This window comes from Sphingopyxis sp. 2PD (assembly GCF_005503695.1).
GTDB lineage: Bacteria > Pseudomonadota > Alphaproteobacteria > Sphingomonadales > Sphingomonadaceae > Sphingopyxis.
This window is the reverse complement of the sequence record NZ_SCMU01000003.1, coordinates 59,684-73,588: the sequence shown is the minus strand read 5'-3', so window position 1 is coordinate 73,588 and position 13,905 is coordinate 59,684. Positions and strand designations below refer to the sequence as shown.

Here is a 13,905-nt window from a genome sequence, read left to right as displayed (position 1 = left end):
ATGCAAGGGCAGTCGAATGGCCAGTGAATCCGAACTCAATGCCGGCATCGAAGATGGCGTGCGTCGCCGGGACTTCATCAATATTGCGGCAGTGAGTTTCGCCGGGGTTGGCGCGGTGGCGGTGGTGCTGCCGCTGGTCAACCAGATGAATCCGTCGGCCGACGTTCTTGCGCTGTCGACCACCGAGATCGATGTTTCCGCCATCCAGCCCGGTCAGGCGATCAAGACCAGCTGGCGCAAGCAGCCGGTCTTTGTCCGCAACCTGGTCGAAAAGGAAATCGCCGAAGCCAAGGCGGTACCGCTCAGCGATCTGCGCGATCCGCAGACGATCGACGAGCGTACCAAGCCGGGCAAGGAAAACTGGCTGATCACCCTTGGCGTTTGTACCCACCTCGGCTGTGTGCCGCTTGGTGCGGCGGAAGGCGAGAACAAGGGCGATTTCGGCGGCTATTTTTGCCCGTGCCACGGTTCGCACTACGACACCGCGGCGCGCATCCGCAAAGGTCCGGCGCCGACCAATCTGGTGGTGCCGCCTTATGAATTTACCAGCGACACTGTCGTGACGATCGGCTGAGGAGCGAGATAAGATGAGCTTTCCCTGGGCCAAACCCTATGAACCGAAGCATCCGCTGATGAAGTGGATGGACGAGAAGCTGCCGATTCCGCGTCTGGTCTATAACGCCACCGGTCCCGGCTATCCCGTCCCGCGCAACCTCAACTATTTCTGGAACTTCGGCGTCCTCGCGGGCGCCGCGCTGATGATCCAGATCATCACCGGCATCGTGCTGGCGATGCATTATGCTGCCAATGTCGGGGTCGCGTTCAATTCGGTCGAGCATATCATGCGCGACGTCAACGCCGGCTGGTTCATCCGCTATGCGCATATGAACGGCGCGAGCATGTTCTTCATCGTCGTCTATCTGCACATCTTCCGCGGCCTCTATTACGGTTCGTACAAGGCGCCGCGCGAAATGGTGTGGCTGCTCGGCGTCGTGATCTTCCTTCTCATGATGGCGACCGCCTTCATGGGCTATGTGCTGCCGTGGGGCCAGATGAGCTTCTGGGGCGCGCAGGTGATCACCGGCTTCTTCTCGGCCATTCCGCTGGTCGGCGAGCCGGTGCGCCAGTGGCTGCTCGGCGGCTTCGTCCCCGACAATGCGACGCTCAACCGCTTCTTCTCGCTCCACTATCTGCTGCCGTTCGTGATCCTGGGTGTCATCATCCTGCACATCTGGGCGCTGCACATCCCCGGGTCGAACAACCCGACGGGCATCGAGGTGAAGGATGAACAGGACACGGTCCCGTTCCACCCCTATTACACCGCGAAGGACGGTTTCGGGCTCGGCGTATTCCTGCTGGTGTTCGTCGCGCTGACCTTCTTCAGCCCGAACATGCTGGGTCATGCCGACAATTATATCCCGGCCAACTCGCTCTCGACCCCGGCGCATATCGTTCCCGAATGGTATTTCCTGCCTTTCTATGCGATCCTGAAGGCCTTCACCTTCAACTTCCTGTGGATCGATGCAAAGCTGTGGGGCGTCATCGCGATGTTCGCATCGATCGCCCTCCTGTTCTTCCTGCCCTGGCTGGACAGCTCGCCGGTGAAGTCGTCGACCTATCGCCCGCTGTACCGCATCTTCTTCTGGGTGCTCGTCGCCGACGTGCTGCTGCTCGGCTGGTGCGGCATGCAGCCCGCCGAACAGCCGTGGGTGATCCTCAGCCAGCTGGGCGCCATCTATTACTTCGCACACTTCCTGGTCATTCTGCCGATCGTCTCGCGGATCGAACGTCCGCTGCCGATGCCGAATTCGATCACCGAAGCGGTTCTTGCCAAACACGCCCCCGACGCCGCGTCGGGTCCGGCAGCGGCCTGAGCGCCAGACTTTAACAGGAGCTGATACAGCCATGGTTCGCCCGCTCGGATTTCTCGTCGGCCTCGGTTTCATTACCGCGCTGGTGCTCGCGATCTTCACGACGCCGCTCAAGAATGAGCCCAATGTGGCTTATTCGTTCGTCAAGCATCCTCGCCATGTGAAACTGGCGAGCGACGGCCTGGTACCCCATTGGGACAAGGCGCAGTTGCAGCGCGGGATGCAGGTGTACAAGGAGGTCTGCTCGGCCTGCCACAGCCTGAACCTCGTTGCTTTCCGCAACATTCAGGATCTGGGCTATACCGAAGGCCAGGTGAAGACCTTTGCCAAGGGCTTCCAGGTTCCGTCGGTCAATCCCGATACCGGCGAAGTCGCGACGCGCGACGGCCTGCCGTCGGATCATTTCCCGGCACCCTATGCCAATGATGTGGCGGCACGCGCGGCTAACAACAATGCGATCCCGCCCGATCTGTCGCTGATCACCAAGGCGCGCGAAGGCGGCAAGGATTATATCTATTCGCTGCTGACCGGCTATCAGAACCCGCCGGCGAACCTGCCTGCCGAACTGAAGCCCGGCACCGGGCTCCATTACAACCCCTATTTCCCGAACCTGAACCTCGCGATGGCCAAGCCGCTCGCCGAGAATCAGGTGACCTACGCCGATGGCACCAAGGCCAGCGTCGACCAGATGGCCAAGGACGTGACCGCGTTCCTCGTCTGGACCGCCGAGCCGAAGCTGGTGAAGCGCGTGCAGGTGGGTTGGGCCGTGTTCTTCTTCCTGCTGATCTTCACGGTTCTCGCCTATCTGTCGTACCGCAACATCTGGGCCGACAAGAAGCATTGAGCGATTAAGGGCAGGGCGATTGTGACCGCATGATCGCCCTCCCACCCCAGCCCGACCTCGACCTGGCGTCGCTGGTCCGCACTATCCCGGATTTCCCGAAGCCGGGCATCCAGTTTCGCGACATCACGACGCTGATCGGCGACGCGGGAGGCTTTGCCGAAAGCGTGCGCCGCCTGTCTGCGCGCGCTGCGGTGTATCGTCCCGACCTGATCGTGGCCGTCGAGGCGCGCGGCTTTCTGTTCGGCGCCGCGATGGCAACCGCGATGGGGCTCGGCCTTGTTCCTGTCCGCAAGGCGGGCAAGCTGCCCGGTGTGACGATCGGGGTCGATTACGCGCTGGAATATGGCACCGACCGACTCGAACTACACGAAGGCGCGGTGATGCCTGGGCATCGCGTGGTGCTTGTCGATGATTTGCTCGCCACCGGCGGCACGATCCTGGCGGCGGCGGATTTGATGCGCAGCGTCGGGGCCGAGGTGATCGCCGCGCTGTTCGTCATCGACCTTCCCGATCTAGGCGGTTCGGAGCGGTTGGCGGGGGCGGGGCTACGGTGTGAGACGTTGATCGCGTTTGACGGCGATTAGGCTGCGATGCGTGGGGCGCTGACCTTCGTCACCCGGCCCAAAGTTCAGGAAAGTTCAGCCTTGTGCGCGCCGCGATGCGGACCTGCTGCTCTGCTGGGGGCGACCCGATGTAAACCGTCCCTGCCGACTGCGAGCGAGGACTTGATCCGCCGGAAGCGTAAAACGAATGAAGGCTTACATAGCCGAACAATGTAGGAAAGGCCTTTTTTGGAGGTAGCGTCTGTTTTGAGGTGGTTAGCTGCCACAAGCTCCTCTCCCCTTGAGGGAGAGGATAGCGCAGCTTGCTCCGTGAGGAGCTAGCGAAGCTTGGTGAGGGTACGCGCCGTCAGCCCCTCTCAACTGCGGCTAGGCAGCAAGCTGCCAAGCCTTCGTATCTCTCCCTCAAGGGGAGAGAGTAAAAAATCCTACGTCCCCAATTGGTCGTTGGCCGTCATTTCGCCGCTAACCTCTGTCCCCTAAAGAAAAGCCCGCGCCGTCCGGCGCGGGCTGTCTTTTCGTTGGCACGCGGGCCGATACTTAGAACGGGACCCAATTCTGTTTCTTGCGGAACTTCATATAGCCGACGTTCGCGCCCAGTCGTGCGCCGACGCCGACGCGGATCGGGATCAGGACGACGTCGCCGCGGCGCAGGTAGCTCGCGTTGAAGCCGCCGAGCAGATAGGCGGCGCCTTCGCCCGCAGGGAAGCGCTTGTAGAGATCGTTGCTGTCGAACAAATTATAGACGAGGACAAAGGTATTGCCCGCATTGGCGCCCGCATCGAAGCCGACCGAGGGGCCGGTCCAGTAAGCGGGGAGCTCGCCTTCGATCTTGTGGTGCAACGTGCCCGAACCATAGCGCACGCCGAGCACCAGCGCACCGCCGGCTTCGCGGCCGACGATATAGGCGTTGGGTTCGCCCTGTTTCTTGAGGATGTCCTCGATCAGGCCGGCCAGCCCCTGCGCGCCCTTGCCAAACACGCCCTCGGCGGCGCCGATCAGATCGTCCTGCTTATAGGTCGCCGTATCTTCGGTGATCACGGTGGTGATCGTCATATCGCCGGGGGTGGCGGTGCCGCTGGTCGGCGGTTCGCTGGTCTGCTGGTCCCCGGTCGCAAGGTCGCTGTCGTAATTGATGACCTCGTCGGTGGCATCGCTCGATACGGGTGGGGGCGGTGTGGGGTTGTCGAGATCGGAATCGATCGCGGTGTTCGGATCGATTTCGCGCATCTGGGCCGCAGCGGGAACCGGCGATAGCGCCAAGCCGAAAGCGGCGGCCGCCGCCAAAGCAAAGCTGGTGAATGTGTGTCGCATGTCTGACCCCCAAAATTCGAACGGTACGAGCGCACCGAAAGCGGCGTTAATCATGACTCGGTTTGCGCGGCGGGCAATGAACCGGCGATGACCCGAGTCGATTTTGCGCCAGACCGAATCGATAGTGCGCCGAAATGCTCGGGCTCGGGGTGAAATTGGGCAATCTTTGGCGTTGCGGGGCGCGAAGTGCATGGCTATAGCGACCCGCCTAGGCCAAACCTGTCGTTAGCGCGGCGGACCATGCGGAGACGTGGGTGAGTGGCTGAAACCAACGGTTTGCTAAACCGTCGTACTGGTAAATCCGGTACCGAGGGTTCGAATCCCTCCGTCTCCGCCACCCTTTCCTTCATCGTCGGATCGATCGGTCGGTAAGGCGTCAGCCAGCGCCTTCGCTCGCTGTGCGTGGTGGATCAAATTTCGTTCTGACAGCGAAATGTTTATTGTAATTGCGAAGCGTTCGCGATAATTGCCGCACATCATTCCCATCCAGAATTCTTTCATGCACGCACCCAACCCCTCGCGCCCGGCGATCAAAAAGAGCCGGAAAACCTTTTGGCTGAAGCAGTTGCACATGTGGCACTGGATGAGCTCGGCTGTCTGCCTGATCGGATTGCTGCTGTTTGCGATCACCGGCTTTACGCTGAACCATGCCGCTGACATCGAAGGATCGCCGGTCGTCACCGAAAAATCCGCCGACCTTCCCGCGCCGCTGCTTGCCCAATTGACCGCGGCGGTCCCGGCGGATGCCAAGGCGCCGCTGCCCGCGCCGGTCGCTGCATGGGTCGAGCAGACGTTCCCGGTCAAGGCGTCGAACGAGGCCGAATGGTCGGCGGATGAAGTCTATCTGCCCGCGCCGCGTCCGGGCGGCGACGCGTGGGTCGCGATCGACCTGACGACGGGCGCGGCGACCAGCGAAGTCACCAGCCGCGGCTGGATCTCCTATCTCAACGATCTTCACAAGGGCCGCAATTCGGGCGGCGAGTGGAGCCTGTTCATCGACGTTTTTTCGTTCGCCTGTCTGGTGTTTGCGATCACCGGGCTGTTCCTGCTCCAGCTTCATTCGGCGAAGCGCAAGAGCACCTGGCCGCTTGTCGGGTTGGGGCTGGCGATCCCCGCCGTGATCGCGGTCGTCTTCATTCATTAGGGAGTTTCGTGATGCAGCTTTCCACCCGCGCGCTCGTGCTCGGTTCGACCGTCGGCCTGGGGGCTGCTTTCCAGGCGCCTGCGCTGGCCGCCGACCCGGGCACGATGGACGTGACGATCAATATCCCGCGGCTGAAGGTCGCCGAATATCACAAGCCCTACGTCGCGATCTGGGTCGAAAAGGCGAGCGCCAAGGCGAAGACGGTCGCGGTCTGGTACGATCATGACATGAAAGCGAATGAGGGGACCAAGTGGCTCCGCGACGTACGCCAATGGTGGCGCGTGTCGGGGCGCTCGCTGGCCTTTCCCGCCAACGGCATCACCGGCGCTACCCGTGCACCGGGCGCGCATAAGGTGTCGTTCTCGCGCGCACAGTTGGGCGCAGCGGCGCCGGGGCAATATACATTGGTGATCGAGGCGGCGCGCGAGGTCGGCGGCCGCGAATTGCTGCGCATTCCGTTCAGCTGGCCGGCGAAGGCCGGGGCTGGCGGGCGCGCTGCGGGTACGGCCGAGCTGGGGGCCGTCGCGGTCTCCTTCCGTTAAGACGAGAGGGCAGGATGATGAACAAGCGGATTTGGGGTTTGGCGGCGGTCGCCGCGCTTGCGGCTTTGGCAGCGGTGCCGGCCAGCGCGCATCGCCAGTGGATGATGCCGTCGTCGACGGTGGTATCGGGTGACGATGTGTGGGTGACCGTCGATGCCGCGGTATCGAACGACCTTTTCTATTTCGAGCATCAGCCGATGCGGCTCGACGCGATGAAGGCGTGGGCGCCCGACGGCACCGAGGCGGCGATCGAGAATAAATCCACCGGGCGGTATCGCAGCACCTTCGACGTGCGTCTGACGCAGCGGGGAACCTGGCGGATCGGTTCGGCGACCGACATGCTGTTGGGCAGCTATGAGCTCAATGGAAAGACCGAGCGCCTGCCGCGCGGGACGACCGCGGCCAATCTGGCCGAGCGTCTGCCCGCGGGCGCGACCAATGTGAAGACCGCCGAAGCGAACAATCGCAACGAAATTTTCGTGACGGTCGGCGAGCCGACGACAGGCCTGTTCAAATCGACCGGCAAGGGCATCGAGCTGGCGCCGGTGACGCACCCCAATGACCTGTTTTCCGGCGAGGCGGCGACGTTCCAGTTCCTGCTTGACGGCAAACCGGCGGCGGGCCTGCCCGTCACGGTCATTCCGGGCGGTATCCGCTATCGCGATCAACTGGGCCAGATGGACCTGACCACCGACGCCGAGGGCAAGGTTGCCGTGACATGGCCCGAACCCGGCATGTATTGGCTGAACGTCACGACGCCGCAAGTCGAGCGCGAGGAAGGCGAGGGTGGTGCGCCGCCGCCGCCCGCGCGCCGCGCCAGCTATGTCACCACGCTCGAGGTGCTGGCGCCCTGAACGATCGTATCCTGATCCCCCGGGCGCTGACGCCCGCTGCCTTTGCGTCGCGCGATTCCGGGGCAGCGATCGCAAGCTTCAGAGGCGAAACGATGGGGACGACGTGGTCGCTGCACGCGATCGGGTCGTCCCCTTCGCTCGCCGCGGGGGTGCAGGCGGCGCTGGACCTTGTGGTCGCTCAGATGAGCCAGTGGGAAAGCGAATCCCACCTGTCGCGGTTCAATCGCTCGGCGGTCGGCGAATGGTTCAGCCTGCCCGCCGAATTTGCCGATGTCGTCGATGCCGCGCTGACGATCCAGCGCGCGAGCGACGGCGCGTTCGACCCGGCCCTGGGCGCGCTGACCGATCGTTGGGGCTTTGGCGCGAGCGGACCGGTCGAGCGCGTGCCTGCCGCCGCTGACGATGTCGAGCGCCGGATCGACTTCGATGCGGACGCGCGCCGCGTTCGGCGCAGCGAGGGTGCCGTGCTGGACCTCTCGGGCATCGCCAAGGGCTATGGCGTCGACTTGGCAGCCGAATGGCTGCTGGCGAACGGCGTGCGCCACTTCCTGCTCGAGGTCGGCGGCGAGTTGCGCGGGGAGGGGATTCGCCCCGACGGCCAGCCGTGGTGGGTCGATGTCGAAATGCCGCCGAGCACTTCGGTGGCGCCCTACCGGATTGCGCTGCACGATCTGTCGGCGGCGACGTCGGGCAATTACCGCCGCGGCTTGACGATCGACGGGCGGCATTATTCGCACAGTTTCGACCCGCAAACCGGGCGGCCGATCGTCAACTCGGTGTCGTCGGTGACGGTGCTGCATCGGAGCTGCATGATGGCCGACGGCTGGGCCACGGCGCTGACCGTGCTCGGGCCAGCGGCGGCGATCGCGCTCGCCGATGCGCAGGGGCTAGCGGCCTGTGTGATTGCGGGTGAGCGCGAATTTCTGTCGCGCGAATGGTGCGCAATGTTGGGCTAGCTGTCCGCCCATCGGCGCAGCAGATTGTGATAGACGCCGGTGAGCTCGATCACCGATCGATCCTTGCCGCCAAGGTCGCCGGTCAGCCGCTGGACCGCGCGGTCGAGGTCGAACAGCAGTCGCCGCGCCTCGGTATCGCGCACCATTGACTGGATCCAGAAGAAGGAAGCAACGCGCCGCCCACGCGTGACCGGGGTGACGCGGTGCAGGCTGGACGAGGGATAGACCACCGCATGTCCGGCAGGCAGCTTGACGCGCTGGACCCCATAATGATCCTCGACCAGTAACTCGCCGCCGTCATAATTGTCAGGGGCTTCGAGGAAGACAGTGATCGACAGGTCGCTGCGCATGCGAAACTCACTGCCGCGCTTCAGGCGCACGGCATTGTCGACATGGGTGTCGAATTCCTGCCCCTCGCCATAGCGGTTGAACAGCGGCGGAAAGATTTTGAGCGGCAGTGCGGAGGCAAAGAACAAAGGCGACCGACCGAGCGCGTCGAGGATCAGCCGCCCGGCGCGCCGCGCGGCATCGCTGTCTTCGGGCAATTGCTCATTGTTCTTGGCGAGTGCGGCCTGATGGCCGGACGTGACATTGCCGTCGACCCAATCGGCACCGTCGATGATCCGGCGGATTTCTGCCAGCTCGTCGGCGGTCAACAGATCGGGAACGGCAATCAGCATGGCAGGGTCTCTTCGGCGATACCGCGACGGGCTGCCATAGGTTCGGGCGCGAAGCAATGGCGGGGCGGCAGCGACGCCGCCGTCCCCGCCATGCAGGTCAATGCGTGTATGTCAGCGAGAAGATCGCCGCGCGCGCATCGCCCGGGGTGGCCCAGCCATTGTTGCGGACGCGGGTGAAGTAGAGCTCGTCGGTGAAATTCTTCACATTGAGCTGGGCCTTTAGCTTGTCGGTGACATTGTAGGCGACGTAGGCGCTGTGGACGAGATAATCGTCCGAGCGGAAAATTGTCGGGCTTGCCGCGGTGGGCAGGTTCAATGCGAAGCTGCCCTGATAGGTCATGCTGTATCCAAGCGTCAGGCCAAATGGCAGCTCGTACGTCGTGAACAGGCTGCCCGAATGCTTCGGCGTGTTCTGAAGCTCTGCGCCCGCTGCCGGGTCGGGCAGGCCATCAGCGACCGACTGGATCAGCGTGCTGTCCAGATAGGTGTAGTTCGCCGTCACCGACCATTGCGGGGTGATCTTGCCGACGACGCTGAGCGCGACGCCATCGACACGCGATTTGCCGTCGAGCACCTGGTCGGGGATCGTCGGATCGTTCGACGGCACCTTGTACTGGTTGCGTTCGTTGCGGAATGCCGACGCGGCAAGGAGCAGTTTGCCACCTGCGACTTCGGCCTTGGCGCCGATTTCGTAGTTACGCGCGCTTTCGGGATCGACGTTGCAGGTCAACGCCGTGCAGGCGCCGTTGACCGCGCTGATCGAAGGCGTTCTCGAATTGCCATATGCCGCATAGAGCGTCACGGCTTCGACCGGCTTGTAAACCAGCCCGAAGCGATAGGAAAACAGGTCGGCATCGTTGCGGAATATCGTCCCGGGCGTCACCACGCCTGCCGTCGTTACCGTGTCGGTACGGTAATTTCCGCTGTTCTTTTCCCAGCGGACGCCGCCGTTGATCTCGAACTTCCCGATCTTCATCGCGTCGAACAGATAGACCGCATAATTGTCGATCTCGCCGCGCTGGCGACCGCTTTCAAAATAACTCACCGGACCGGTATAGACGTTGCTGCCATAGACAAAGCCAGGCGGTCCCTGAACGATTTCGTTCGGGTTGGCGATGTTGATGAGCGGGAAAGTGGCAAAGGCCGGGGTGCCATTGGCGTTGCGGTACACATTGCCCGTCGACAGCAGATATTTTTCCCAGCTTGCCGACGCGCCAGCGACCAGCGTGTGTTCAACCGAACCGGTGTTGAACACGGCGCGCAGATCAAGCTGATTATACATGATTTCATTGTTCGAATCGCGGGTGTTACCGCGCGGGCCGCCGATCAGGTAATAGCCTGCGGGGACCGTCGCCGGGCACGCCGCCCCCGTGGGAAGTTGGCTGTTGGCCAGGCAATAGGTGCCCTGCGGCGGGCCGACGATCGTCAGCTGCGATACCTGTTGCCAACGTGACAGATTGCGGAGCGATACCTGGTCGCTCAGCTGATGTTCAAAGGTCAGCGTGGCCTGATCGACCTTAATGTCTTGCGTATCGACGTTGCGGTACCCGAAATAGTCGCTGCGATCGACACCGGGTAGGACGCCCCCGGCGACCGCGTAATAGGGCACGCCATATTGCGGGATATTCTCGTCCTCCTGATGCAGATATTGCAGCGTCAGGCTGGTCGCGCCGCCGACCCCAAGGGTGATCGAGGGTGCCACACCCCAGCGCTCATAATATTCGACGTCGCGGCCTGGAACGTCGTTTTGATGGATCATCGCGTTCAGGCGGAAGGCGATCAGGTCATTAGCGCGGATGTTGGCGTCGATCGAACCGCGATAATAATCGTCGGTGCCGATACCCGCCGTCGCGATGACCCGGGTTTCCGCGAGCGGACGCTTGGTGACGAGGTTGATCGAGCCGCCAACCGACCCCGATCCGCCATAGACCGAATTGGCGCCGTTGACGATTTCCAGCTGTTCGAGGTTGAAATTGTCCGACCGGTTGTACGCACCGCTGTCGCGCACCCCGTCCTGCGTGATGTCCGACCCCGCCGAATAGCCGCGCAGCGTTATCGAATCCGCCGGGGGCGAGCCGCCTTCGGCTGCGCCGAAGGTAATGCCGGGAACCGTCGACAGCATGTCGCGCAGCGTCAGGAGGTTCTGCTGTTCGATCGTTTCGCCGGTGATCACCGTCACGGTTTGCGGCGTGTCGCGGACCGATCGCGTCGATTTCGGCGATTCCTGCTGGGTCTGATATTGCTGACCGGTAACGATGATCTGCTCGCGTTCTTCGCGGCGGTCGCGCTCCGCTTGCTGTTCCGCAGCGGCATCGGCTCCAGCTTCGGCGGCCATGGCTGGGGCGCTGATCAGACTTCCCACGCACGACATGGCGAGGAAGGTGGCGGACGTCGATTTCTTCACAATATTACCCCTGCTGGTGTTCGGAGGGGCCGCTATTGCGAATCGATCGCAGAGTCAATTTATATTGCGAATTATTCGCATCTTTCTCGCAAATTGTCGCGAGGATGAGGGTGGTGCTGCGATCAGGTCGCCTAACGACGCGGTTCTAGCCACCAGCTTTGCCGCCAGCCATAGGTGCTCGCGACGGCGTCGCCCGCCGCGTTGGTGGCGGGTTTGAAGCGAAAACGGTCTTCGATCAGACGGCAGGTGGTCTGGTCGAGCGCGGCGTCGCCGCTCGATCGCGTCACGAGGCAGCCGGTGACGCGGCCCGACGGCTGGATCGTGAAGCGAACCTCGACGTCGCCGCCGACGCGCGCGCGGCTCGCGCTACGCGGATAGTCGCGGTCGCGGATCGTGCCGCTCTGCCATACCGCCTTGGTGCCGCCACCGGTGCCGTTGCCCGACCCGCCTGCGCCCGTTCCATCACCGCGCCCACCCGCGCCCGATCCGGTGCCGGGGTTCGGTGTCGCGCCCGCAGATGCATCGCTTCCCGTGCCGGGGTGCGGCGCGGCGGCAACCGGAGGCGTGATCGGCGGCAGTTTGGGTTTAGACGCGATAACGGGGGCCGCTTTGGCGTGTCGATTGGCTGCCGATGCCTTGCCGCTGGCGATGTCGCTGGGCGAATTTTGGGGGGCGACCGGCTCGGTCGGCGGCGGCGCCGCGATGGCAAGCGCGGCGATTGCCTTGCTGGCCTTGCGAACGACGTCGAGGTCGAGCCCGCTGGCGAGGCCGAATCCGACCGCAACTGCCGCCAGCAAGGCGCCGCCGCCCGCCACCATCCGCTGCCGTCTCGAAACCTGCCCGCTATAGGCCATCTTCTGCCCCAAAATGCGCGCCATCGCGCGCCAATGGGCCGGGTTTACAGGAAATCGTCTAGCGTGGACATGAACCGGTCGAACTGGTCGTGGTGCAGCCAGTGGCCGGCGTTCTCGAACTCGATCACCTTCGCGCTGTTGAACGCGGCTAGGCGCCCATCGCGCTCGGGGTTCGATGCCCAGCTGTTGGCGCCATAGAGCAGCAGGGTGGGACAGGTGATCGCACCCCATAGCGCGGCAATGTCGTCCTGCGGCATATCGAAGGCGGGCCAGACATTCAGGTAATTGTCGAACTTCCAGCTCCAGCTGCCGTCCTCGTTGCGGCTGATGCCGTGGATGGTCAGGTGGCGCGCCTGCGCTTCGGTCAGATAGGCGTTCTCGCTCATCATCCGCGCCAGCGCGTCGTCGAGCGTTGCATAGCGGCGCGGGGTGCGCCCGGCGGCCTGCCGCTTGTCGTCGATCCATTTGCGAAAGCGCTCGGCATAGGGTTTTGCGGCGCGCTCGGCGATGATCTTGGGGGAGGGGCCAAGCCCCTCGATCGCCACCAGCTTGCTCACATTTTCGGGATAAAGGCCGGTGTAGCGGAGCGCGATATTGCCTCCCATCGAATGCGCGACGATGCTGACCGGTCCCAGATCGAGCTGGTGGATCAGCTGCGCCAGATCATAGACAAAGCCGTCCATCGCGTAATTGCCGTCGGGCGACCAGGCGCTGTCGCCATGCCCGCGCAGGTCCGGCGCGATGATGTGATAACGGTCACGCAGCTTGTCGGCGACCCAGTCCCAGTTGCGGCAATGGTCGCGGCCGCCGTGGACGAGCAGCAACGGCGGCGCACCGCGATTGCCCCAATCGACATAGTGGAGCTTCAGTCGCTGCGAAATGAAGCTGTTCGAGGTGGGGCCGGCACTTGCCATCGGTTCGTCCTTGCTGTCTGATCCAGTTTCAAAAGGCGACTGGTTCCGATCCGTCAACCCCGGATCGTTACCGCGACGGATCAAGGGAGAGCAGCATGACGACATTCCGCGAAAATTTGCTGGCGGGCAAAACGGCGTTCGTTGCCGGTGGGACGAGCGGTATCAATCTGGGGATTGCCAAGCGTTTCGCTGAGCTGGGCGCCAAGGTTGCGGTCGCGGGGCGCGACCCGGACAAGGCGGCGCGCGCAGCGGCGGAGATTGGCGCGATCGGACTGTCGGCCGATGTTCGCGATTATGCGGCGATTCGCGGCGCGATGGAGCAGGTGGCCGACCAGTTGGGACCAATGGACATCGTGATTTCGGGGGCGGCGGGCAATTTCCTCGCCCCGGCGCTCGGTATGTCGGCGAATGCGTTTCGTACCGTCGTCGATATCGACCTCAACGGCACCTTCAACGTCTTTCGCGGCTGTCACGATTTGCTCAATCGCCCCGGCGCGTCGCTGATCGCGATCACCGCGGGGCAGGCGGTCAACGCCTCGGCGCTGCAAGCCCACGCCTGCGCGGCCAAGGCCGGCATTAACCAGCTGATTCGCGTCCTCGCGCTTGAATGGGGGCCGGAGGTGCGGGTGAATGGCATTTCGCCGGGGCCGATTGCCGATACCGAAGGTATGAAGCGGCTCGCGCCCGATGCCGCGACGCGCCAGTCGCATTTCGACCGCATCGCGATGAAGCGCTGGGGCAAGATCGAGGAGGTCGCCGAATCGGCTGTGTTCCTCTGTTCGCCTGCCGCGGGCTATATCACCGGCACGATCCTCGACTGCGACGGCGGCAGTCAGGTCGGTGACGCGTCGCGCGGCGATCTGGCGAAGGGGATGGCGTAAGGCTAGGCGGGCCAGCACCGTAGCCCTGAGCCTGTCGACGGGCGCTTCCCGGATAAGCGCCTTTCGACAAGCTCAGGGCTACGGTTA

At 63.4% G+C, this 13,905-nt stretch carries 14 protein-coding genes and 1 tRNA gene; 10 read left to right on the top strand and 5 right to left on the bottom strand.

What is annotated here, in order from left to right:
• Positions 1 to 16: 16 nt before the first annotated feature.
• The 4 genes from petA to FFS18_RS03925 are packed head-to-tail and all read left to right on the top strand — an operon-like array spanning position 17 to position 3,299.
• Complete coding sequence (gene petA, locus FFS18_RS03940; protein ID WP_120216101.1) at positions 17 to 574, top strand: ubiquinol-cytochrome c reductase iron-sulfur subunit; 558 nt, start codon at positions 17 to 19, stop codon at positions 572 to 574.
• A 13-nt stretch (positions 575 to 587) separates the two neighbouring features.
• The gene (locus FFS18_RS03935; protein WP_120216102.1) at positions 588 to 1,874 is read left to right on the top strand and encodes a cytochrome b; all 1,287 of its coding nucleotides are present in this window, start codon (positions 588 to 590) and stop codon (positions 1,872 to 1,874) included.
• A gap of 31 nt (positions 1,875 to 1,905) precedes the next feature.
• Positions 1,906 to 2,715: a cytochrome c1 gene (locus FFS18_RS03930; RefSeq protein ID WP_137869844.1), complete on the top strand. Its 810-nt coding sequence runs from the start codon at positions 1,906 to 1,908 to the stop codon at positions 2,713 to 2,715.
• Between the two features lie 29 nt (positions 2,716 to 2,744).
• A complete protein-coding gene (locus tag FFS18_RS03925) occupies positions 2,745 to 3,299 on the top strand; it encodes an adenine phosphoribosyltransferase (protein ID WP_137869843.1) in 555 nt (184 codons plus the stop codon).
• A 516-nt stretch (positions 3,300 to 3,815) separates the two neighbouring features.
• Here FFS18_RS03925 and FFS18_RS03920 read toward each other — a convergent pair.
• Entirely contained in the window at positions 3,816 to 4,589 is a 774-nt protein-coding gene (locus FFS18_RS03920) for a DUF1134 domain-containing protein (RefSeq protein ID WP_137869842.1), read from the bottom strand.
• 244 nt (positions 4,590 to 4,833) lie between these two features.
• On the opposite strand from FFS18_RS03920, the gene FFS18_RS03915 reads away from it, so the two are divergent.
• From FFS18_RS03915 to FFS18_RS03895, 5 genes are all read left to right on the top strand, one after another.
• Positions 4,834 to 4,926 (top strand) — tRNA-Ser (locus tag FFS18_RS03915).
• A 162-nt stretch (positions 4,927 to 5,088) separates the two neighbouring features.
• Positions 5,089 to 5,733, top strand: a complete 645-nt coding sequence (locus FFS18_RS03910; RefSeq protein WP_137869841.1) for a PepSY-associated TM helix domain-containing protein — start codon at positions 5,089 to 5,091, stop codon at positions 5,731 to 5,733.
• Positions 5,734 to 5,744: 11 nt separating this feature from the next.
• Complete coding sequence (locus FFS18_RS03905) at positions 5,745 to 6,275, top strand: DUF2271 domain-containing protein (RefSeq protein WP_137869840.1); 531 nt, start codon at positions 5,745 to 5,747, stop codon at positions 6,273 to 6,275.
• 14 nt (positions 6,276 to 6,289) lie between these two features.
• Positions 6,290 to 7,129 (top strand): DUF4198 domain-containing protein, encoded by an 840-nt coding sequence (locus tag FFS18_RS03900; RefSeq protein WP_171005223.1) that lies wholly within the window; start codon positions 6,290 to 6,292, stop codon positions 7,127 to 7,129.
• Positions 7,130 to 7,221: 92 nt separating this feature from the next.
• Entirely contained in the window at positions 7,222 to 8,085 is an 864-nt protein-coding gene (locus FFS18_RS03895) for an FAD:protein FMN transferase (protein WP_212743017.1), read from the top strand.
• On the opposite strand, the gene FFS18_RS03890 is transcribed toward FFS18_RS03895, so the two are convergent.
• The 4 genes from FFS18_RS03890 to FFS18_RS03875 form a co-directional block, all read right to left on the bottom strand.
• The gene (locus tag FFS18_RS03890; RefSeq protein ID WP_137869838.1) at positions 8,082 to 8,765 is read right to left on the bottom strand and encodes a Fe2+-dependent dioxygenase; all 684 of its coding nucleotides are present in this window, start codon (positions 8,763 to 8,765) and stop codon (positions 8,082 to 8,084) included. The genes FFS18_RS03895 and FFS18_RS03890 overlap by 4 nt on opposite strands.
• 97 nt (positions 8,766 to 8,862) lie before the next feature.
• Positions 8,863 to 11,100 (bottom strand): TonB-dependent receptor, encoded by a 2,238-nt coding sequence (locus FFS18_RS03885; protein WP_249340287.1) that lies wholly within the window; start codon positions 11,098 to 11,100, stop codon positions 8,863 to 8,865.
• A gap of 200 nt (positions 11,101 to 11,300) precedes the next feature.
• Entirely contained in the window at positions 11,301 to 12,047 is a 747-nt protein-coding gene (locus FFS18_RS03880) for an energy transducer TonB (protein WP_249340286.1), read from the bottom strand.
• 20 nt (positions 12,048 to 12,067) lie between these two features.
• On the bottom strand, positions 12,068 to 12,937 hold the full coding sequence (locus FFS18_RS03875) for an alpha/beta fold hydrolase (protein WP_137869837.1): 870 nt from the start codon (positions 12,935 to 12,937) through the stop codon (positions 12,068 to 12,070).
• Between the two features lie 95 nt (positions 12,938 to 13,032).
• Here FFS18_RS03875 and FFS18_RS03870 point away from each other — a divergent pair, with 95 nt between their 5' ends.
• Positions 13,033 to 13,818: an SDR family oxidoreductase gene (locus FFS18_RS03870; protein WP_137869836.1), complete on the top strand. Its 786-nt coding sequence runs from the start codon at positions 13,033 to 13,035 to the stop codon at positions 13,816 to 13,818.
• The last annotated feature ends 87 nt before the right edge of the window (positions 13,819 to 13,905 follow it).